Origin of the sequence: Paenibacillus sp. BSR1-1 (assembly GCF_030403775.1) — a bacterium.
Classification (GTDB): Bacteria; Bacillota; Bacilli; order Bacillales; family Cytobacillaceae; genus Neobacillus.
In genome coordinates this window covers 584,515-605,513 of sequence record NZ_JAQMWQ010000001.1, presented here as the reverse complement: position 1 = coordinate 605,513, position 20,999 = coordinate 584,515, and the positions used below count along the sequence as shown (strand labels likewise).

The window sequence follows — 20,999 nt, the reverse complement described above, 5'->3', positions numbered from 1 at the left end:
TAAATTTGGTTGGATGATCCGGAGTTGCACCGGCTTCTACCCTTGTTGGTTTCATCCATCGATGTAATGTGTTGCTTGTAATTTTATTATGATTAAAAAGTAAAGACTTATTCGGAAGAATTGATTAGTAATTTATTCCATTACTAGGGTAGGGGAAGTAACACAAACTAATGGTATCTACTTTTCAAAAGGGTGAAGAATATGGCGATATGTCCAGTTTGTAATGGTTTGCGCGAAGCGTATTTAATGTGTTCAAACTGCGGAGATTCAATGATAGAGAGCGGCAGACTAATGGATTTTTATGATGATTATAGTCCATATATGGAAATTGATTTAATGAAAATGGAGGATGGTTTTCCAGACACAAATTCAGGAGAGAAGTGTCCACATCTTTACCGCTGTCCAACTTGTCAAAAAGATGAAATTATTTTTATAAAAGAATAAGCCCCGTCGATTAAAAAACGGGACTTTTCAGTAATTCACTTTTATTGGCGGATTCTTGATTCTGTTTCAGCATCAAAGAAGTGTGCTTTATTTAAGTCGAACGCAAGCTCTAATTTATCACCTGGTTTAACATCTGCACGTGAATCTAAGCGGGCAACAAAATCTTGTTCTCCAAGGCTTGAATATACCATCATTTCTGCTCCAGTTAATTCAGCAACATCAATGTTGGCAGTAATCTTAGTACCTGCAGATGCCTCGATGAAGACTGGTTCATCATGAATGTCTTCTGGGCGTACGCCTAGAATAATTGCTTTACCAATATACCCTTGTTCACGCAAATACTTCATTTTTCCTTCTGGGACAGCAATTGAAGATTTTCCAATGATAAACTTGCCGTCTTCTAGTTTTCCATTAAAAAAGTTCATCGCTGGTGACCCGATGAAGCCGCCAACAAACACATTTTCTGGTTTTTCATAAACTTCTTTTGGTGTACCCACCTGTTGAATGATACCATCTTTCATAACAACTAAACGGGAAGCCATTGTCATTGCTTCTGTTTGGTCATGGGTAACATAGATAGTTGTTGTATTTAAGCGGCGATGAAGCTTGGCAATTTCTGCACGCATCGCCACGCGAAGCTTAGCATCCAGGTTAGACAAAGGTTCATCCATAAGGAATACCTTTGCATCACGAACGATGGCACGACCCAAAGCAACACGCTGGCGTTGTCCACCTGAAAGAGCCTTTGGTTTACGAGTTAAATATGCATCTAATCCTAAAATTTTTGCGGCTTCCTTTACACGACGGTCGATTTCATCTTTTGGAAATTTGCGAAGCTTTAATCCAAACGCCATATTATCGTAAACAGTCATGTGAGGATAGAGGGCATAATTTTGGAAAACCATCGCTATATCACGATCTTTTGGAGCTACATCGTTGACTCTTTTGCCGTCAATGTAGAAATCACCTTTTGAAATATCCTCAAGGCCTGCGACCATTCGAAGTGTAGTAGATTTCCCGCATCCAGAGGGCCCTACAAAGACGATAAATTCTTTATCTTCAATATGCAAATTGAAGTCTTGTACAGCGGTTACTTTATTATCGTAAATTTTATAAATATGATCTAATTTTAATTCTGCCATTTTTTATTCCTCCCAATATCATTTTGTAACTTTAGTTTACAGGGGAGGGATTAAAATTTATATGGACAGTCTGCACAAAGAATGAAAACGCTTTTTTGGGCATATTGTTATTTTTTTTGCTGTTCAAACAGAAGACAGGCTAAAAACACGGTAAAGGCTCCGTAAAAATCCTTTAAGCCAATCCCGGTTTTTTCGGTAAATTTGTCAATTCGATATTGCAGAGTATTTCGGTGGATATATAATTTTTTAGCGGTCATACTTGCATTTAAGTTTTGTTCTAAAAAAAACTTAATTGTGGAAAACATTTCTGTATCATTCAAAAATAGCTCAAATATTTCCTGGTTTATCTTTTGTTGTAATTCATCCGGCAAATGACGGGCTAAATAAGACGGAAATACTCGTTCAAACGAAAGTATATTAGAAAATCCAAGATAAGCAATGGCAAATGAAAAGTATTCTTGCTCTTGCTTAAATTTAGACCGAAGTTGAATAGAAAACAGATTTAGTTTTCCAATAAAAAAAGAAATTTTAACGTAAAAATCACTTTCCAAAGTTTCCGCCATCGACAATAATTCTTCATCTGAAAGAAAAATTTGTTTTTTTTCTTCTATGACGATACCCCTATTTTTGCTTTCCCAAATAATGATGATCTCTTCAGAAAAGAACCCCTTTAAGGCAGATTCCATTTCTTCTTGATGATGATTATCACCAGTAATATTAAAATGAATAAATCGTAATGGTGTATCGTCCTTGTATATAGGGGGAGTGCCATCAGATAATAGAAATTCAGACCAAGTTTTACCTATTCTCGAAAAGGAGACTGGCTGTATTTCGACTAATTCATAAAGCGTTTTAAGAAGAGTTAATTCTTTTTCTCCTAATTCTGCTTTCGGTATGCCAATCCATTCGTTCTCAATCTCATCATAAAACATATAAACTAACTCGGAAGGGTGAGTGGGCCGACCGGGAAATAAAGTGGAATTCTTATATATTGATAATAATTTTCTAAGCATCGTACCTTCCCCGTCATTAAAATTTAATGGTTCTATTATAACAGTTGAGTCCTGCAGCATGAAATTAAAAAAGGCTGAGCCTTTTAAGGTCCAGCCTGCCATTCTATGCAGAGATATTAATCACACTCATATGGTGGTTGCTCTTCAACCAAATCTCGTGCCTCTTCAATATTGGTTGAATCATGTCGGGCGTGCACAGAACCGCCTGACATTCCTTCATTAATCATGCGGTCAACATCCATAAACACCTTGTCTCTGCCCTCATGTGCGGAGCCTTGATTTGTTAACTGATCTTTACCTTTTTCCATTATTATCCATCCTTTCCCTTTTATATCTTTATTGTGTGGGATAGGATAAATTTTCATTCATAAACATGATAGAGCATTAATTCATGAATCTGACTGGTTAACTCTTCAATATCTTCTTGTTCAGGAGTATTTGTTGTCCATTCAATTTTTCCAGTTTGGTGGTAAATTCCGGTGAATCTTTGCTTTTTATAATAAAAGGAAAAACTCCAGCCTGGTATATTTTTATTTTCAAATAATGGCTTAAACTGAAAGTGCATAAGCATTTGATAATCCCCCTTTGATTTCTCAGGATATTTTTAGCTTACCTTGTTTTGGAGATTATTTAAATAGATATAATGTTACTTTTTATCATTTGCCAGCTGGACGAATAAACGGCAAAGCTGCTCGATTTTCTTATCTTCGATTTCAGTTTCGTCAAAGCTCATGGGTTTGGAGTTTACTTCGAAAATATAATATTTTCCTGACTCACTTACCGCAGCATCAATCGAAAATTCTCCAAAAAAGCCAAACTGTTCCGATAATGCCTTTCCTATTTGAGGGACGATTGTTTGAATGAATTGGTCATGTGCAGTCGTTTGCAGAAGTTTGTAGGGGAGAAGCCTCCCGCCTGATGGAATATGGGTCGTAATTTCTTGTTCCTGTGATGAACGAATGCCAATCCCTGTAAGGTTAAAGTCATCTTCATATGCATGAGCTAGTATTCTAAAATCAAAACGTGCTCCATTATATTTGGCTGAGGATATTTCTTCTTGTGCAATATAATTTTTATCCTTCAGCTCTTTGTTCCAGTCTTCCCAAAAAAGATGAAAGGAGGTATAGGTTTTCTTTTCTATTACTCCCTCCATCTCAATTTCCCTTGAATTCATGATTCGTAAGCGGTATATGCCTTTTCCTTTTGAGGCTTGACTTGGTTTTAAATAAACATTCTTATGCTTTTTTAGAAATAAAAAAAACTCATTTTTTGTTTCGACAAGAATGGTTTGTGGTAAGTAACGTTGAAGGCTCGAATGATTTTTTAACAAATTAAACAAATCATATTTATCAATAAAACAAGGGTTAAAAAAAGGAATCCTTTTTTCATGTAAGTGGGAAAAAAAGTGTTTGCATCGTTCATCTTGTTCTGATTTGCGAAAAGGGATTCGATTATAAACAAGGTCAGGATATGGAAATGTTTTTTGTATCCATCGATTTTCATTCGGTGAAAAGGAATATCCTTTAATTGTATCCTGCTCTACCCCTTCAATTGTAAAAATAAAGCTCATTCCGCTAAGGGAAATAAGCTTTTTTTGCAATTCTATAAAAAGCGGGCCATTGCCTGTAATTGCCCCATTAGATTTACGTGCCGTCATAATACCAACGAGGAGAGTCTTTTTATCATCCTTCATTTGAAAAGTTCCTCTGGGTGGAATAGGGATTGTTCTGTCAGAAATACTGCAAAGGCTAGAGATAATCTTCGAGTTAATAAATCAAATGGTTTTAGTTCTGGATGACTGAAGATGGATCTTCCTGGCTTAGAATTCGCTTCGAAGAGCCATACCTCACCGTTTCGGTCGATGCCCAAATCAAAACCAATCTCGCCAATAATGCCCGATATATTTTTATCAATAGCCTTGCTTAATAAGAGGGCAGCATTCGATAGTTTTTTAGTAAATAATTCGCATTCTTCCTTCGGAAAAATCTCTTCTATCGTTTTTATCGCTCCACCGCTTCTAGTATGTGTTGTAACACTGCCTGCACCAGCAATTTTGGCTGCAATGGCGGTTACATGCCAAAGACCTGAATCGTCCTTATTCGTATGAATACGAAAATCAATGGACCGACTGTCATGCCTTTGCAAGTGAATGCCTTGTTGTACCAGCATTTTTTCAAGTGACTGATTACTAAAAATGGAATGAAATAATCTTTCTAAGCTTGAAAATTTGCGCAAGCGGTTAATGCCTTCGTCGTCTTGGTAACGGCAAAAATATTCAGATGTAGATTTATCATAGATAATTTGGTGTACACCTAATCCAAGGCTTCCGTTTTTAGGTTTAATATACACATGCCCATAATTTGAAAGCATCCTTTCAACTAAGGAAAAAGATGTAAACGAATGGGTTTCAGGAAGATAGGCTTCGACTGAACCATCCTGCTGCAGTCTCTCGTATATATCCAGCTTATTAAAGAAGCCGGGATTATACCAGGGAATAAGGCAGTCCTTTTGTAATCTGTTCTTCACTTTGATTAATTTTGGATTTCCTTCACTTCTTCGATTTGGCAGACGGTCGTAAATAACATTTGGAAAGGGCACTTCAAAATGATGCCAAGAGGAATCATAATAAAAGACCCCCTCAATTATCCCGCGTTCCCAATCAATATGCTGCTCTCCAAAAAGATAGGCAATTGCCCCAACCTCTTTATTTACTGATAAAAGTTTCGAAAAGAATAACGTTCTTTCTCCAATGGGCTGTTCCTGAATTTGTGTAAATCCGGCAGTGAAGATTCCAACGAGCGGCCCAATATAAAGTATTTCTTTTTCTAAAAAAATATGGAGCGGAATACTAAAGGACGGGAAATGTATAGCCTTTTGAATTGCTTTACTAATCACAATTCGGTCATTTTTGTCTGGATGGGGGCGGAAATCAACTTCCATCGATTTTGACCCGAAGGCAATTCTTTTTATAGTCTTTTCTTTAATAAGTTGAGGCGGACAAAAAACGATCAATTGATGATTTGGGGCAATTTCAATGAGATAACGTTTTCTCATGAAAGCTCTTCCTTTCTGATTGACCGGTTTGAAATAAATGTTTTCCATAAAGAAGAGGAGTTAAGTAAAGCGTTTCTTTTAAAGTTGGCTGGGTTTCTAAAATAACCTTTCTCCCTGGCTTGGAATTAATGTCTAGAATCCAAATAGATCCGTTTTTAGCGATACCTATATCGACACCAAGCTCAAATAATGGCAAAAATTCTTTTTCAAGTAGAAGGGGGAGCTGGGAAAGGATATACTCTAACTCCTCTCGGATATACTTTCCTTTTGCCGGCTGCAATGATGATGTCCAATCTGAAAAGGTAATAACGGATCCTCCGGCACTTAAATTGGATAAGATGCCACCAGAATTACCTAAGCGAATACCTCTGCCAAGTTCACCCCAGACTCCCTGAATATTCTTTTGCAGGAGAACACGAATATCAAATGGCTGAAGTTCATCATTTGATAATTCCAGAAACGGCTGGATCAGGTAATGGCGGTTAGTTATCAATGGATCCAGCCACTTGATAAGCTTGGACTCATTTGGAAAAATTCGCGAAATAATCTTTTTTTGTTTCTCTGTTTTGACATGAAAGGTCTTGTCATTTTTCTTCAATGAATAAATGCCAAATCCTTGAGACCCATTAACTGGCTTTATAATAATTTTCTTTAACTTATTCAGTTCTTTTAAGATGATCTTTGAATCATCTGCAAATTTTGTTGGGGGTAAATAGGCAGATAATGCAGTGTTTTTTAGTGAATGGTAAAGTTCGAGCTTGTTGGGTAATCCATAGCCTAAAAAAGTAATATCGTTTCTGCTTTTAAGCCAGGAAACAATTGGCAGGCAAAGCTTGGAATGTTCATCATCACCATAAAAACAACGATCATATATAATGGGTGGAATTGGAAACTCTAAATCTATCCACTGAGTAGTTTTTGCATCAAATTTTTTACCTCGTACCTGAAGTGAATGGGGATTAATTTCAGTGGGGATAAAGCGGTAACACTCCATTTCGCACGATTCCGCAAGTTTAGCGATATCGTTAATATAAGAATCTTCACTATCCAGCTTTAGGGACATGATTCCAAATGAAATCAATTTATTCAACCTCCTTTTCAGAAATAACGTCTTTGGCCAGCTTTGTACAAAATTGGATAATCGCTTTTGCTGACGGTCTAATTTTTCCGGGATTGTCTTCAAATAGTTTGGAAGGTTTTGAGTTTACTTCTATTAGCCAAGGTTTTCCTCCTTCGTCAACCCCAATGTCAATTCCAAGCTCTCCGGTTATACCCGTTGAGCGTCGTCCTATGTTTTCTGCAATTTCAATTGATAATTCCTTCATAAGGGAGAGAGTTTGAAGAGCATTCCTTCGATCCATCCATCTTAATAAGGCCTGGAGCGGCCGAAGTAATGTTCCGCCTCTAGCTAAATTGGAAACGAATTCTTGTTCATTTGCGACTCTTGCTACCATAGAAGTCACACCCCAAGCGTCATTTTCATTTCTATGGCATAACACCCGAAAATCTATAGAACGGGAGTCTTGGGTAATTAAGCAAATTCCTTGCTGAATAAGAAAGATTCGATTGGTTAGCAGAGGTTTAATTCGTTGATAGATTTCCTCTAGCGAATAAATACTTTCAATTTTGGCAGTATCTGTGGTAAACGATGTTTGAAAACGATATAGGTTTTCCTTTTCCCTTACTATTTTGATAATGTTTTTTCCTTGACTTCCATGAATAGGTTTTATATAAACTGTTGGATATTTTTGAACAAAGTCAAAAAGACTTTCCTTTGAATAAATTTTAGTCTCCGGTGTATAGGGGATTAAGTGGTTCTCCTCTCTAATATGTTTATACACTTCCCATTTAGAGAGAAAACGGTCATTAAACAACGGGATGTTCAGCTTTTCAATTCTGTTACGGAAATCCTGAAATTGATTTTTTTGTTCGAGTAGGCGGGAATGAATGCGGTTATAGATGACATCAGGTAAAGGAAGCTTCGCAGGACTCCATTTTCCTGCGTTAAAGTAATATCCTTGTGATGAAAATTGCTCTAATGAAAACACATAAAATAAACCACCATTTTCAGAAATTCCTTGATGAAGTTCTTCACAAAAACCATGGATAGAACGAAAATGCGGTTCGTTTATTTCATCAGTCGCGAAATCAGTTAGCAGTCCTACGACTGGACCGAGCTGAAGTGTTTGATTGTCACGACGGTAAAAGGCCTGTAACTTTATTTTTATGGAAGGTAAATCTAATGCAGTCATGATAGAATCAGGTATTTGCACTACGTTGGTGTCCATCTCTACAATTTGTATGTTTACCTTTTTAGATGACCTGCCAATAGTAACATTTAATTCCTGATCGTTATTAAGTTTTAATTGTTGAAACATTTGGCGGGACATTTGTATGAAGCGGTCATGTTGTTTTGAAGACACTATTGGAATAATTGAAATGGTTGAAAATGAAAAAGACATAATCACTCCTCATTTATTTTTCAAAAATGGGCATTAGTTGATATAGGTATCGTATGTTATAACGTTATGGATTGTGAATTGAACATTCTCGCATTTATTAGAATAGTTTGTTATAGTTGATTGGAATTGTTTATCAATAGGCTGTGTTAAAGGTTACTGTTGATTTTTTAACCCTGTTGATTGGAGCGGAAGGGGCGAGACTCCTGCGGGAGTACGGGACAGGGGAGACCCCGCAGGCGCTAAAGCGCCGAGGAGGCTCCCCGAACCCGCCCGCGGAAAGCGAAGCGCCTGGAGCGGAAATCAACAGGCTAGTTTAACACAGCCAATAAATAACGGGAGTGATTTTAAATGGCAGTTAATTTATTTGATTCCGCCTATGCACTTGAAACAGCTATTCGTCAAAGCGATGAGTATACAGCATTAAAAAATGCTTACAATGAAGTAAATGCAGATCCTGCAGCAAAAAAGATGTTTGACCAGTTCCGACAAATGCAAATGAACTTGCAGCAAAAACAAATGATGGGACAGAATATTTCTGATCAAGAAGTGCAACAGGCTCAGGCAACGGTCGCCCAAGTTCAACAGAATGCAAAAATTGCCAATCTTATGCAAGCCGAACAACGGATGAGCATGATTATTGGGGAACTTAACCAAATTATTATGAAACCATTAGAAGAGCTTTACGGGAAAATGCAATAACATTACATTCAAACCTTCGGTGCCAAAACCGAAGGCTTTTTTCTTGTTCTTGGGTTAGTCATATAAATGGATAAACAGTCATAAAAGTGATATAAGGGTAATTTCACCAAGAACAGGAGGCAACAAAATGATTTATCGTTTGCTTGCTTTAAATATTGATGGAACACTATTACAGACGAATGGAAAAATTCATAAGTCAACGAAGGATGCCATAGAATATGTTCAGCAAAAAGGGATTTATGTTACTCTTGTTACTTCAAGAAGTTTTCCATCAGCGAAAAAGGTGGCTAAGGCATTAAAGATAAAATTACCGCTTATTACACATCAGGGTGCTTTAATTGCAAGCGAAATAGAAAAGCCGATTTATGTTAAACGGATAAATGAGGATATTACTTACGATACAGTACGATTCCTAGAGGGCATCCCGTGCCAAATAAGGCTGGTACATGAACAGTATTCGCTGGCAAATAAATTCAAGCTCCAAAATAATTTATTAGCGAAAACAGTTTTTACCTCAGGGGACCCTATCTTTTATTCACAGCAGTTTGTTTCTTCCTTAAGTGAACATTTACATGATCAGCCTGTAACCCCGCCAAAGATTGAGGTATATTTTGAAGAAAAAAGCGATTTAATTGATGCTAAAAAAGCACTTAGTAAAATGTTTACTGAGATAGAAATTATTGAACTAGATTCATTAAGATTAGATATTGTCCCTTCTGGTGTTTCCAAACTTGCCGGATTAACCAGCCTTGCAAATCAGCTTGGGCTTAAAGCGAGAGAAGTGGTTTATATAGGTGACGGACTAGATGATATACCATTAATTGAAGCAGCCGGATTAGGTGTCGCGATGTGGAATGCTGATTTTGCTGTAAAAAAAGCCTCAGATTGGGTCACGAGGTCGCAAAATGAACAGGGTGTAGCCTATATGGTTAAAGAACACTTTAGAAAACAACAGCCCATTGAGTTTTTACGGAAAATGAAAATCATAAAAAATTGACCATACAAAGATATCATCGGCGGAAGCCATTGATATCTTTTTTTGTTTTTATGGAATAATTTCCATTATATTGACCTTAGATTACTGATTTTGTACACTTAAGGAAGTTTAATTTGAAAGGTGATATACTTGCGAATTTCAATAATAGGGTTAGAGGATGAAAGATTCAATCGGCCTCTCCAGCTGATTGCTAATTTATTTTTTGAAGAATCTAAGATTTTCAAGTCAGCCGCTGAAGAAGCAGATATACAAATAATTTTTAACTTGCAGGTTCAGGATAATATACAGGTTTCAGCTAAATTGATAAGTAAAGACGAAAAAGTCTTTGCCTCAGATTATCAAAGAGAAATTCAAATAACAGATTCAGAAAAAGAGCGTTTTAAGCAGATAAAAAATGCTGTTTCCCACGTATATTTAACAGTTTTGCAGGATTACACAAACATTACCCAAAAATGGGGAATTTTAACAGGTGTTAGACCGACAAAACTGCTTCACAAAAAAGTGCAGGAAGGGATTCCATTAGAAGCTGCACATCAGCAATTAAAGGCAGATTACTTAATTACAGATGAAAAAATCGAACTTATGCAGCAAATTGTTGATCGTCAATTGACAGTAGTTCCCGACCTATATTCACTGCAAAAAGAAGTGAGTATTTATATCGGTATCCCTTTCTGTCCTACAAAATGTGCTTATTGCACCTTCCCAGCCTATGCGATAAACGGACGTCAAGGCTCCGTTGACTCTTTCTTAGGAGGTCTTCATTACGAAATGAAGAAAATCGGTGCATGGTTAAAGGAAAAAGGAATCAGGATTACAACCGTCTATTATGGAGGCGGAACGCCAACAAGTATTACCGCTGAAGAGATGGACATGCTTTACGAAGAAATGTACACATCCTTCCCGGAAGTTGATAAGATTCGCGAAATTACGGTTGAAGCTGGCCGTCCAGATACAATCAGTGCTGAAAAATTGGAAGTATTAAAAAAATGGAAGATTGATCGTATCAGTATTAATCCACAGTCATATATACAAGAAACCTTAAAAGCAATCGGAAGACATCATACGGTAACAGAAACTATTGAAAAATATCATCTTGCAAGACAGATGGGCATGAACAATATTAATATGGACTTAATAATAGGCTTGCCAGGTGAAGGGATTCCTGAATTTACCCACTCCTTGAATGAAACTGAAAAACTGATGCCTGAATCTTTAACCGTTCATACTTTATCGTTTAAGCGTGCTTCTGAAATGACTAAGAATAAAGAGAAATATAAGGTCGCAGACCGCAGCGAAGTGGAAAAAATGATGGAGCTCGCTGAGGGCTGGACATCTAGCCATGGCTATGTACCCTATTATTTATACAGACAAAAGAACATCCTAGGCAATCTGGAAAACGTTGGTTACTCTTTGCCAAGTCAAGAAAGTATTTATAATATAATGATTATGGAAGAAGTTCAGACCATAATTGGTCTTGGCTGTGGTGCAGCAAGTAAATTTGTTGATCCTTTGACTGGGAAAATTACACACTTTGCCAATCCGAAGGATCCAAAATCTTACAATGACGGTTTTGAAGCTTATACAAAAGAGAAAATCAAAATTTTAGATGAATTATTCTCGTGAAAAGGGTCTCCTGCTTAATGAAGCGGGAGAATTTTTTTTTGACTTTGTTCTTAATAAAGGTTTATTTAACTAGAATGTCGAATATTTCATAGGATATTCTTCATAGAATACTATAAAATTAAAACGCTTTCATTAGTGGAGGGGATACATTTATGATGCAAACACCTTTAACGATAACGCAAATGATTGAAAGAGCAGAAAGGTATTTTCCGAAGAAACAAGTAGTTTCAAGAACGGCAAGCGGCATCAATAGATTTACCTATAAACAAATTGCAGAAAGAACTAGAAGGCTCGCCGACGCCTTAAATACGTTAGGCGTTACTAAAGGTGATAGAGTAGGAACTTTAGCCTGGAACCATCACCGCCATTTGGAAGCTTATTTTGCCATACCATGTATGGGAGCGGTCCTACATACTATCAATATTCGTCTTGCCCCCCAGCATATTTCCTACATCATTAATCATGCAGAGGACAAAGTCCTGCTAGTTGACGCAGACATCCTGCCATTACTCGAAAAATGTGCGTATGAATTACCAAATGTTAAAGCTTATGTCGTCATGACCGATGAAAAAGTCCTTCCGGAAACAAAGCTCTCTCCAGTCTTTCACTATGAGGACCTATTAGCTGAAGCAAATCCTGCTTACCAATACCCAAATGATATCGATGAGAATGCTCCAGCAGGCATGTGCTATACATCCGCAACCACTGGAAATCCAAAAGGTGTGGTCTATTCGCATCGCGGCATCTATCTGCATAGCATGGCTCTAGGTCTTGCGGATACCGAGGCCATAAGTGAAAAGGACATCGCCCTTCCTGTGGTACCAATGTTTCATGCGAACGCTTGGGGACTTCCATTTGCCGCCGTTTGGTTTGGTGCTTCTCTAGTTTTACCAGGGTCAAATTTTACACCAAAATTGCTGGCTGAGCTTATCGAACAAGAAAGGGTAACGATTACAGCAGGGGTCCCTACAATCTGGCTGGGATTATTAAAAGAACTGGATGAAGGCTCTTATGATTTAAGTAGTTTAAGAGGGGTTTTATGTGGAGGATCTGCTGCACCAAAAGGCATGATTAAGGCATATGAGCAGCGCCATAAAATTCCTTTCGTGCATGCCTATGGGATGACAGAAACAAGCCCGCTAGTAGTTATTTCTAATTTAAAAAGCTACCAAAAGGACTTAGATCCTGAAGAGAAACTAAATATTAGAGCGAAGCAAGGGACCCTTGTTCCAGGTTTGGAAATGAAAATTGTCGGCAAGGATGGCGAAGTAGCCTGGGATGGAAATGAAATGGGAGAACTATGCATTAGAGGACCATGGATTGCCTCCGAATATTATCGCGATGAACGGACTTTGGATGCATTCAGGGATGGCTGGCTCCATACAGGAGATGTAGTGACAATTGATGAAGAAGGCTTTGTGAAAATCGTAGACCGGACAAAAGATCTAATCAAGAGCGGCGGGGAATGGATCTCCTCTGTTGACTTAGAAAATGCCTTGATGGCACATGAGGCTGTGTTTGAAGCAGCCGTTGTCGCTATTCCTCATGAAAGGTGGCAAGAGCGTCCAGTTGCCTGTGTTGTTTTAAAAGATGGCTTTAAAGGAAAAACAACGAAGGATGAGCTATTTGAGTTTTTAAGACCACAGTTTGCTAAATGGTGGATTCCAGATGATATCCTATTTGTCTCGGAAATTCCAAAAACTTCAGTTGGAAAATTTCTGAAAATGGCATTAAGGGAACAAGTCCAAAAAGATATTCTTCCAAAAAAATAGAATTAAGGGCAAAGGGTTCAGCCTTTTGTCCTTTTGCTGTGCAGAAAAATTCTTGATGAAAATTCAATATATTAAGAAAGTTTGTTTTTATTCCTTCCATTTCCAGCTATAATGGAACTGAATAAACTATTAGGGGGGAGTTTAAATTGGCAATGAATTTTGTTTCCGATAAGGTCAATGTAAAAATAGAAGGCCGCGTGGCAACGGTAGAAATGAATCGTCCAGAATCAATGAACGCAATGGATATAGACGTTATTAAAGGGCTTATCTATAAACTAAAGGAAATTAGCGAATCTGATGATATTGATATCGTTGTCCTGACAGGCAAGGGGCGAGCCTTTTCGGCTGGCGGAGATATTAAAACCATGCTCTCCAACATGAATGAGAGCGATTTCTTGCCACTTATGGATTACATTAGTGAATTGATTATCACGCTTTATAGCATCCCAAAATTAACGATCAGTGCTGTATCAGGTGCTGCTGCCGGATTAGGTTTCAGTTTAGCCTTAGCAACCGACTATATTATCGCAGACAAGGCAAGCAAACTGGCAATGAATTTTATTGGAATTGGCCTTATTCCTGATGGCGGCGGGCATTTCTTTTTAGAAAAGAGATTAGGTGAAACGAAGGCAAAGCAAGTGATTTGGGACGGTAAAATGATGAGTGCGGAAGAAGCATATCAGCTGGGGCTTGTTCAAGAATTAGCTGAAGAAGATCTTCATGAAACATTACATATACGAATTACCGACTGGCTCGGCCGCCCTGTTCAAGCAATGATTAAAACGAAAAAGATTTTAGCAGAAAAGAACCGGCCGCAATTATTGAAAATTTTGGAATTAGAAAAATACGGCCAGCAGAAAATGCGGGAAACCTTGGACCATAAAGAAGGCATTAAGGCCTTTATTGAGAAAAGGAAGCCAAATTTTATCGGCAAGTAATAAAAAACCAAAGAAGCTCACGAGCTTCTTTGGTTTTTTTAAGAATGGAATAACAATAACTTTCCGCTTGGTGAGATGCAGCGATGTGTTTTTTCTAATAGGTTTTTTTCTGATAATAGTTTTTCACCTTGCTTCTTAGCATCATCATCATTTTCTGCCTGAAAGGCTTCATCTAAAAGCTTTTCTCCATTTGCTTCAAAGGCTGTTAGTTTATAAGTTTTCATCGTACATACCCCTTTAATAAAAAATAATCACTATTATTTTCACATAATTCTTAATATTTTTCAAAGGAAAAATTTGAAACTTTTTCCTGATTGGTACGTATGAAATCGGAAGGAGTGATTTACATGGTACTCAAACTTGAAGGTGTGACGAAGCGTTTTGGGCAATTTACGGCTGTCGATCAATTATCTTTAGAAATTCCCGAAAGAGAAATGTTTGGCTTCTTAGGAGCCAACGGGGCGGGCAAAACCACGACCTTCCGTATGATTCTAGGACTTTTGGATTCGACCGGCGGGAGAATCACATGGGATGGAAAGGCGATTGATTATTCTGCGAGCCACTTAGTTGGTTATCTTCCTGAGGAAAGAGGCTTGTACCCAAAACTGAAAGTCCGCGACCAACTCGTTTATTTAGCTAGATTAAGAGGGATGCAAAAAAATGAGGCTCTAATTGAATTAAAATCATGGCTAGAGCGATTTAAAATACCAGAGTATGAGAATAAGAAGGTGGAGGAGCTTTCCAAAGGGAATCAGCAGAAAATCCAATTTATTGCTGCAGTTCTACATAAGCCAAAATTATTAATTCTCGATGAACCCTTCAGCGGCCTAGATCCTGTTAATGTGGAAATGTTAAAGGAAGCCGTTCTGACTTTAAAGGAAAATGGGGCGACCATTGTGTTTTCAAGCCACAGGATGGAGCATGTGGAAGAAATGTGTGAGCACCTCTGCATTTTGCATAAGGGAAGTCCAGTCGTACATGGTTCATTAAAAGAAATCAAGCGGGCATTCGGCAAAAAGAATCTTGTAATCCATGCTGATTTTGAATTAGACCAGTTAAAAAATTTCCATGGAGTTGTAAGGGCGAAATCAACAATGGAAGGAGTTCATTTGCAGATTGAAGGGGAGCCAGTTGCAGAAAAAATATTAAAAGAAATAGTAGGGAAAGGATTCATCCGAAAATTTGCCCTTGAAGAACCTTCTTTAAATGATATTTTTATAGAGAAAGTAGGTAATTCCTATGAATAATTTTTGGATTATCTTATTTCATACTTATCTTAACAAACTAAAAAGCAAATCGTTTATTGTCACGACCCTTTTAACCGTTGTGATTGTGCTTGCCCTCACAAATTTAAATAATATCATTTCTATATTTGATAAAAATGGCGGTAAAGAAACTGTAGCCGTGCTCGATGAAACAGGAAAGCTTTATGACCCTTTCAAACAACAAGCTGCTTCAATAAATAAAGATATAAAACTTACTAAATTTAATGGAACAGAAAAAGAAGCGGAAATAGCTATCGGAAAAGGCGAATTTAAAGGACTTATTCAATTGCGCTTTAATGATGAAAAGCTTCCGGAAGCAACCTATAAAGCAAGGAGCATTGCAGATTCGTCCTTGTATACGGACTTGCAGACTAGTTTGCAGCAGGTAAAAACCATGCTTGCCGCTACGCAAATAAATTTGACTCCCACTCAACTTGAAAAGCTATATGAACCAGTGTCTTTTGAAAAATTTGCACTAGAAAAAAATGCGAAAACCGAAGAGGAATTGAATCAAGCAAGAGGCCTTGTCTATGTTCTTCTTTTTATCATTTATTTTAGCGTTATTATGTATGCCAATATGATTGCGATGGAGGTTGCGACCGAAAAATCCTCAAGGGTCATGGAAATCTTAATATCAAGCGTTTCGCCAATTAAGCAAATGTTTGCCAAAATTATTGGCATCGGTTTATTAAGCCTGACACAGCTGGCAGTATTTTTAATCGTGGGTTATTACTCATTAACCAAGAATATGGATTCATTAAAAGACGGCTTTTTTGGGGTTTACGGCTTTAAAGATATACCAGGGGTAACGATTATGTATGCTGTCATCTTCTTTATTCTTGGTTATTTCCTTTATGCTACACTCGCGGCCTTTTTAGGTTCTCTCGTCAGCAGAATTGAAGATGTCCAGCAGATGATTACCCCAATGACACTGCTAGTGGTGGCCGGTTTTATGATTGCCATGTTTGGGCTTGGAAATCCGGACGCCGCGTTTATTACGGCTACATCCTATATTCCATTTTTTACACCAATGATTATGTTTTTGCGTGTTGGGATGCTGACCATTCCAGTGTGGGAGGCGATATTAGGAATATCCATCCTTGTAATCACAATTGCTGCTTTAGCCGTATTTGGTGCCCGTGTATATCGCGGTGGAGTGTTAATGTATGGGCAGTCAAATTCCTATAAAGATATTAAAAAAGCGTTACAATTAACTAAGAATAAATAGAAGGTTTAAGCCTTACCGTTTTTGGTAAGGCTTATTATTATTTTTATTACAGAACGTGCATTCGTATTTTAAAGGTGTTAAAATGAAGGAAAAGAGGAAGAAAGGAATATTTTGTTGATGAAAAAGATAACGTTTATTCATGCAGCGGATCTGCATTTAGATAGCCCAATGGTTGGATTAAAACATTTGCCCCCAGACATCTTTTCAAGAATTAAAGAAAGTACCTTCACGGCATTAAAAAAGCTTACAGCTGCAGCTATCTGCCATCAAGTGGATTTTGTCATTATAGCCGGTGATTTATTTGATGGCGAGGACCGCAGCCTGCGTGCTCAGTCACGGTTTCGAACTGAAATGCAGAAGCTTTTAGTGCATAATATTCCTGTTTTTGTTATTCATGGAAACCACGATCACTTAAATGGTTCATGGGTTCATTTGGATATGCCGGCAAATGTCCATATTTTTGATAGTGAGGTTGAGGTTAAGGAGTTAAATACAAGAAGTGGTGAAAAGGTTCACCTATATGGGTTTAGTTATCCAACCAGACACGTGTTCGATAGAAAAATAGATGAATATATGAAAGTAGAAGAGGCCGATTTCCATATCGGTATTCTTCATGGCAATGAGAGTTCTGGCACGGAGCACGATAACTACGCGCCTTTCTCCATCCAAGAACTAAATGAAAAATGTTTTGATTATTGGGCTCTAGGACATATCCATAAGCGGGCAGTTTTATCGGAATCCCCGCCTATTATTTATCCGGGAAATATTCAGGGGAAAAATAAGAAGGAAACAGGAACAAAAGGCTGCTATTTAGTAGAGCTTTCAGAATCGGATGTCAATATGAAGTTTATAGAAACCTCTGATATTGTGTGGCAGGAAGCGTTCCTAGATGCTGCACAGGCAAATACTTTTGATGAAATCCTAAAGCTGTGTCATGCAAAAATAAATGACATCCGACAAGAAAAAACAGGAACGCTTTTAACTCTTCATTTAGAAAATGTTTATTTGCAAGATGAACAGGAAAAAAGGGGGTTAAACGAAGAACTATTAGAACTGCTTATTGAGGATGAACGAGAAGAAGAATCATTTGTATGGACTTTCGAGTTAATGATGATGTCGTCACAGCAAATTGACAAAGAACACTTAAAAACGGAAGCAAATTTTTATGCCGAGCTTTTTGAGACGATTGAAAATTACCAAGAAATAAACCAGGCCATTACTCCATTATATAATCATCCATTAGGGAGGAAATATTTATCCCAGTTAACAGAGGAAGAGCAAGATAATCTAATCAAACAAGCTGAAAAACTATTAATCGAATTACTTTATCAATCTTAAAAGAAGGGAGTGTATACATATTGAAAATTGTCGAGCTACAGATTTATGGCTATGGTCAACTTGAGAATGTAAAAATCAATGACATATCCGAATTCCAAGTTTTTTTTGGTGAAAACGAAGCCGGAAAATCGACGATAATGGCATTTATTCATGGTGTCTTGTTTGGATTCCCTACGAAACAACAAACTGAACTTCGCTACGAGCCAAAACATCACCATAAATATGGGGGAAAAATAAAAGTTTATCATGAAGAATACGGATATGCAGTCATTGAACGAGTAAAGGGCAAAGCAGCAGGAGACGTAACGGTTCTCATTGACAATGGGAAGGTTGGCGGCGAGGAACTGCTGAAAGAAATACTTTTAAATTTCGATAAGGGTTTATTTCAAGCGATTTTTTCCTTTAGTTTACAAGGACTGCAGAATATTCATCAAATGAAGGGTGAAGAAATTGGAAGGTTTTTATTTTCCGCAGGGACCTTAGGGACGGAAAAATTAGCGAAAACTGAATCCATTTTGCAAAAAGAATTAGATTTCCGCTTTAAACCCTCAGGAAAGAAACCTATAATAAATGAAAAACTTCAAGAACTTCATGAAATTAGTGCAGAATTAAAAAAAGCGGCTGCAAAAAATAAGGACTACGAACTACTTGTCGATAAAAAAGAAAAGCTCCAGCAGGAAATGGAAAATGTAAATCATTCTCTTGTGGAAATGCATGAAGAGGTAGAAAAACTATCTGAATGGAAAAGAATTGAGGCAATCGTAAAAGAGGAAAAATGGACGAAAAAAGATCTCGGTGAACTAGGAGAAATAGCCTTTCCTACCCGTGGAATAGAAAGAATAGAAAAATTAACTCAGCTCATTCATCCTTATAATGCCCAAATTGCCAGCCTAGAAGAAAGAATTATTCAAATAAAAAATGAATTAGAAAATATTCAGCCTGAGCATTCTATATTGGAAAATGAAGCAGCAATTTTATCATCACTGGATCAAGTGCCGCTGCATGATCAATTGAAACTTGAAAAGAAACAGTGTGAAACAAAATTGCTAGAAATTGAAGAGAAGCTTGCGGCCATTAAAGAAAGACTTCATTTGAATATTAATGAAGAAGAAATTCTCTCGATTAATACTAATATTTATATGAAAAATCAGGTCGAAAGGGTCTCGCGAAAACAGCAAAAACTAGAGGAAGCGAAAGAAGACCTGGAGGCGCAATTTAGAGACGAAAAAAACAATTTGCAGGAAATTGAAAAAGAAATCCGCTTAACAGAATCCGTTTGTTTACCAAAGCAAAAAAGAGAACTACTTGTTGAACAAGTTAACCAAGGAAATGATAAAAAAAGTTTAGAGACAGAATTAAAGTCAATACAAGATAAATTTGAATTTTACCAAATGGCACTTGAACGGGAAAAGAATGAAAAGGCAAGGTTTGTTAAGCAGAGAAGGTTTCAATTTATTATTTTTGATCTAATATTACTAGCAATAGCTATATATGGATTGTTAACCAAACAGGTTAATTTATTAGCATTTGGGTGTCTTGGATGCTTGATAATCACCTTTTTCATAATTAGAGGCCTTAATAATTCCAAACAAAAGACTCCTGATCCAATGCTAACCGAATTAAAAGAAAAGGAAAAAGCAATCCTTCAAAAATTACAATCAGCTGAAATTAAAGATTTTTCACAGTTGGAGGAACAATTAAGGCTGGATAATCTCCGCCATGAGCAGTTGCAAAAATCAAAAATTAAGTTAGAACAACAGCAAAAGCATTATGAAAAGGTAATTACTAAGTTTGAGGAATGGGAACTAGAAGCGGCACAAAATAAGGAACAGCTGTTTTCCATAAGCAGTGAATTAAAGATTCCTGAGTATATTGCCAATACTTTTTTGCAGGAAGCCTTCCATTTAATTGAACAATATAAATCAGTATTACGTGAGAAAAAACAAATACTTGAAAGACTTGAACACATTAATCAACAGCAAGCTAAAATTGTGAAAGACCTTAATATAATTGCAAATAGGTATTTGCCGGAGAAGAGTGTGGAATTACAAAAAACAGCTTATTTAGTGCGAAATAAGCTTAAGGAAGAGCATGAAAAACAGATCAAGAGTCAAGAAAGAGTTTCAAAATTAGCCGACCTTAAAGCTGAACTGCAGCAAAAAAAGCAAGAACAAGGTCATCTTCAGCTTGAATACCAAAAGCTCATAGATGAGGCTGAGGTAGATTCAGAGCAAAAATACTATGAACTTGGTGAAAAAGCAGCAAAGCAGGGCAAGCTTCTTGAACGTCTTGAATCCATTCAAAGCCAACTGCATTTCTCCATACTTTCAGAGCCGGAAAGAGACAGCTATTTACAACTTCAAAATGGTGAGGAATTATTAATTGAATGTAATCGCCAAATACAAGGTTTACAAGCAAAATTAAAGAACTGCCAAGAGGAACTGGCATCAATAAAATACGAAATCCAGGCACTTGAAGAAGGCGGCTTGTATTCTGATATTCTACATCACTATAAACAGAAAAAATTTGAATTAGAAGAGACAGCCAAAGAGTGGTCGGTTTATAGTTTGGCACAGGATATTCTTGTAAGTACAATTGAAAGGTACAAGAATATTCATCTACCAAGGATGATATCAAAGGCAGAAGGATATCTATCTTTTCTAACAAATGGCAGCTATCAAAAGATTCATCTGCAAAAATCAGGTACTGGCTTTTTAGTTGAAAGGGAAGACCATACTTTATTTGAAGCGAATGAACTAAGTCAAGCGACAACAGAACAGCTTTATTTAGCAGTTCGGCTTGCCTTGGCAACTACACTTTATGAAAACTACCATTTCCCAATCATTATTGACGATAGTTTTGTAAATTTTGATGCCGGCAGGACTGAAAAAGTTATTCAGCTTCTTAATCAATTGGATGGGAATCAGATTTTATTTTTCACGTGTCATAGTCATATCCTTCATTTTTTTAAAAAGGAAAATGTTCTTCGGTTGGAAAAAGGTGCTGTTCAGATTATTTCATAGA

19 protein-coding genes are annotated in these 20,999 nt (G+C 37.2%); 10 read left to right on the top strand and 9 right to left on the bottom strand.

What is annotated here, in order from left to right:
- Positions 1–201 precede the first annotated feature (201 nt).
- Positions 202–444, top strand: a complete 243-nt coding sequence (locus PH210_RS03060; RefSeq protein WP_223592971.1) for a hypothetical protein — start codon at positions 202–204, stop codon at positions 442–444.
- Positions 445–485: 41 nt separating this feature from the next.
- Here PH210_RS03060 and PH210_RS03055 read toward each other — a convergent pair whose 3' ends face one another.
- The 8 genes from PH210_RS03055 to PH210_RS03020 form a co-directional block, all read right to left on the bottom strand.
- Entirely contained in the window at positions 486–1,586 is a 1,101-nt protein-coding gene (locus tag PH210_RS03055) for an ABC transporter ATP-binding protein (protein ID WP_289982904.1), read from the bottom strand.
- Between the two features lie 107 nt (positions 1,587–1,693).
- The gene (locus PH210_RS03050; protein WP_289982902.1) at positions 1,694–2,599 is read right to left on the bottom strand and encodes a PucR family transcriptional regulator; all 906 of its coding nucleotides are present in this window, start codon (positions 2,597–2,599) and stop codon (positions 1,694–1,696) included.
- Between the two features lie 116 nt (positions 2,600–2,715).
- Complete coding sequence (locus PH210_RS03045) at positions 2,716–2,907, bottom strand: hypothetical protein (RefSeq protein WP_289982901.1); 192 nt, start codon at positions 2,905–2,907, stop codon at positions 2,716–2,718.
- A gap of 53 nt (positions 2,908–2,960) precedes the next feature.
- Complete coding sequence (locus tag PH210_RS03040) at positions 2,961–3,170, bottom strand: YheE family protein (protein WP_289982899.1); 210 nt, start codon at positions 3,168–3,170, stop codon at positions 2,961–2,963.
- Between the two features lie 75 nt (positions 3,171–3,245).
- The gene (locus PH210_RS03035; protein ID WP_289982896.1) at positions 3,246–4,292 is read right to left on the bottom strand and encodes a YheC/YheD family endospore coat-associated protein; all 1,047 of its coding nucleotides are present in this window, start codon (positions 4,290–4,292) and stop codon (positions 3,246–3,248) included.
- On the bottom strand, positions 4,289–5,653 hold the full coding sequence (locus PH210_RS03030; RefSeq protein WP_289982894.1) for a YheC/YheD family endospore coat-associated protein: 1,365 nt from the start codon (positions 5,651–5,653) through the stop codon (positions 4,289–4,291). The genes PH210_RS03035 and PH210_RS03030 overlap by 4 nt, the downstream gene beginning before the upstream one ends.
- Positions 5,631–6,734, bottom strand: coding sequence for a YheC/YheD family endospore coat-associated protein (locus PH210_RS03025; protein ID WP_289982890.1), 1,104 nt, complete (start codon positions 6,732–6,734; stop codon positions 5,631–5,633). Before PH210_RS03025 ends, PH210_RS03030 begins: the two co-directional genes overlap by 23 nt.
- A gap of 1 nt (position 6,735) precedes the next feature.
- Positions 6,736–8,115 (bottom strand): YheC/YheD family endospore coat-associated protein, encoded by a 1,380-nt coding sequence (locus PH210_RS03020; protein WP_289982888.1) that lies wholly within the window; start codon positions 8,113–8,115, stop codon positions 6,736–6,738.
- 348 nt (positions 8,116–8,463) lie between these two features.
- Between PH210_RS03020 and PH210_RS03015 the strand changes: the two genes are divergently transcribed.
- From PH210_RS03015 to PH210_RS02995, 5 genes are all read left to right on the top strand, one after another.
- Positions 8,464–8,814 carry a YlbF/YmcA family competence regulator gene (locus PH210_RS03015; RefSeq protein ID WP_289982887.1) on the top strand — a complete coding sequence of 117 codons (351 nt, stop codon included), beginning with the start codon at positions 8,464–8,466 and terminating at the stop codon, positions 8,812–8,814.
- Positions 8,815–8,941: 127 nt separating this feature from the next.
- Positions 8,942–9,811: a Cof-type HAD-IIB family hydrolase gene (locus tag PH210_RS03010; RefSeq protein ID WP_289982886.1), complete on the top strand. Its 870-nt coding sequence runs from the start codon at positions 8,942–8,944 to the stop codon at positions 9,809–9,811.
- A 129-nt stretch (positions 9,812–9,940) separates the two neighbouring features.
- Entirely contained in the window at positions 9,941–11,434 is a 1,494-nt protein-coding gene (locus PH210_RS03005) for a coproporphyrinogen III oxidase (protein WP_289982885.1), read from the top strand.
- Between the two features lie 152 nt (positions 11,435–11,586).
- Positions 11,587–13,206 (top strand): long-chain fatty acid--CoA ligase, encoded by a 1,620-nt coding sequence (locus PH210_RS03000; RefSeq protein WP_289982884.1) that lies wholly within the window; start codon positions 11,587–11,589, stop codon positions 13,204–13,206.
- 146 nt (positions 13,207–13,352) lie between these two features.
- On the top strand, positions 13,353–14,144 hold the full coding sequence (locus tag PH210_RS02995; protein ID WP_289982883.1) for an enoyl-CoA hydratase: 792 nt from the start codon (positions 13,353–13,355) through the stop codon (positions 14,142–14,144).
- 38 nt (positions 14,145–14,182) lie between these two features.
- Here the strand turns inward: PH210_RS02995 and PH210_RS02990 are convergent, their stop codons facing one another.
- Positions 14,183–14,368: a YhzD family protein gene (locus tag PH210_RS02990; protein WP_289982882.1), complete on the bottom strand. Its 186-nt coding sequence runs from the start codon at positions 14,366–14,368 to the stop codon at positions 14,183–14,185.
- Positions 14,369–14,491: 123 nt separating this feature from the next.
- Between PH210_RS02990 and PH210_RS02985 the strand changes: the two genes are divergently transcribed.
- The 4 genes from PH210_RS02985 to PH210_RS02970 all read left to right on the top strand — a co-directional run bounded on the left by PH210_RS02985 (position 14,492) and on the right by PH210_RS02970 (position 20,998).
- The gene (locus tag PH210_RS02985; protein WP_289982881.1) at positions 14,492–15,391 is read left to right on the top strand and encodes an ABC transporter ATP-binding protein; all 900 of its coding nucleotides are present in this window, start codon (positions 14,492–14,494) and stop codon (positions 15,389–15,391) included.
- Positions 15,384–16,637: an ABC transporter permease gene (locus PH210_RS02980; protein WP_289982880.1), complete on the top strand. Its 1,254-nt coding sequence runs from the start codon at positions 15,384–15,386 to the stop codon at positions 16,635–16,637. Before PH210_RS02985 ends, PH210_RS02980 begins: the two co-directional genes overlap by 8 nt.
- Positions 16,638–16,754: 117 nt before the next feature.
- Complete coding sequence (locus tag PH210_RS02975; protein WP_289982879.1) at positions 16,755–17,975, top strand: metallophosphoesterase family protein; 1,221 nt, start codon at positions 16,755–16,757, stop codon at positions 17,973–17,975.
- 20 nt (positions 17,976–17,995) lie between these two features.
- Positions 17,996–20,998, top strand: a complete 3,003-nt coding sequence (locus PH210_RS02970; RefSeq protein ID WP_289982877.1) for an ATP-binding protein — start codon at positions 17,996–17,998, stop codon at positions 20,996–20,998.
- Position 20,999 lies beyond the last annotated feature (1 nt).

What these genes read in the sequence shown, in the direction of transcription:
- PH210_RS03060 (WP_223592971.1), top strand. Translation starts at nt 202, where the DNA reads ATGGCGATATGTCCAGTTTGTAATGGTTTGCGCGAAGCGTATTTAATG.
- PH210_RS03040 (WP_289982899.1), bottom strand. Translation starts at nt 3,170, where the DNA reads ATGCTTATGCACTTTCAGTTTAAGCCATTATTTGAAAATAAAAATATA.
- PH210_RS03045 (WP_289982901.1), bottom strand. Translation starts at nt 2,907, where the DNA reads ATGGAAAAAGGTAAAGATCAGTTAACAAATCAAGGCTCCGCACATGAG.
- PH210_RS03055 (WP_289982904.1), bottom strand. Translation starts at nt 1,586, where the DNA reads ATGGCAGAATTAAAATTAGATCATATTTATAAAATTTACGATAATAAA.
- PH210_RS03000 (WP_289982884.1), top strand. Translation starts at nt 11,587, where the DNA reads ATGATGCAAACACCTTTAACGATAACGCAAATGATTGAAAGAGCAGAA.
- PH210_RS03035 (WP_289982896.1), bottom strand. Translation starts at nt 4,292, where the DNA reads ATGAAGGATGATAAAAAGACTCTCCTCGTTGGTATTATGACGGCACGT.
- PH210_RS03030 (WP_289982894.1), bottom strand. Translation starts at nt 5,653, where the DNA reads ATGAGAAAACGTTATCTCATTGAAATTGCCCCAAATCATCAATTGATC.
- PH210_RS03010 (WP_289982886.1), top strand. Translation starts at nt 8,942, where the DNA reads ATGATTTATCGTTTGCTTGCTTTAAATATTGATGGAACACTATTACAG.
- PH210_RS02975 (WP_289982879.1), top strand. Translation starts at nt 16,755, where the DNA reads ATGAAAAAGATAACGTTTATTCATGCAGCGGATCTGCATTTAGATAGC.
- PH210_RS02990 (WP_289982882.1), bottom strand. Translation starts at nt 14,368, where the DNA reads ATGAAAACTTATAAACTAACAGCCTTTGAAGCAAATGGAGAAAAGCTT.
- PH210_RS03020 (WP_289982888.1), bottom strand. Translation starts at nt 8,115, where the DNA reads ATGTCTTTTTCATTTTCAACCATTTCAATTATTCCAATAGTGTCTTCA.
- PH210_RS03015 (WP_289982887.1), top strand. Translation starts at nt 8,464, where the DNA reads ATGGCAGTTAATTTATTTGATTCCGCCTATGCACTTGAAACAGCTATT.
- PH210_RS03050 (WP_289982902.1), bottom strand. Translation starts at nt 2,599, where the DNA reads ATGCTTAGAAAATTATTATCAATATATAAGAATTCCACTTTATTTCCC.
- PH210_RS02980 (WP_289982880.1), top strand. Translation starts at nt 15,384, where the DNA reads ATGAATAATTTTTGGATTATCTTATTTCATACTTATCTTAACAAACTA.
- PH210_RS02985 (WP_289982881.1), top strand. Translation starts at nt 14,492, where the DNA reads ATGGTACTCAAACTTGAAGGTGTGACGAAGCGTTTTGGGCAATTTACG.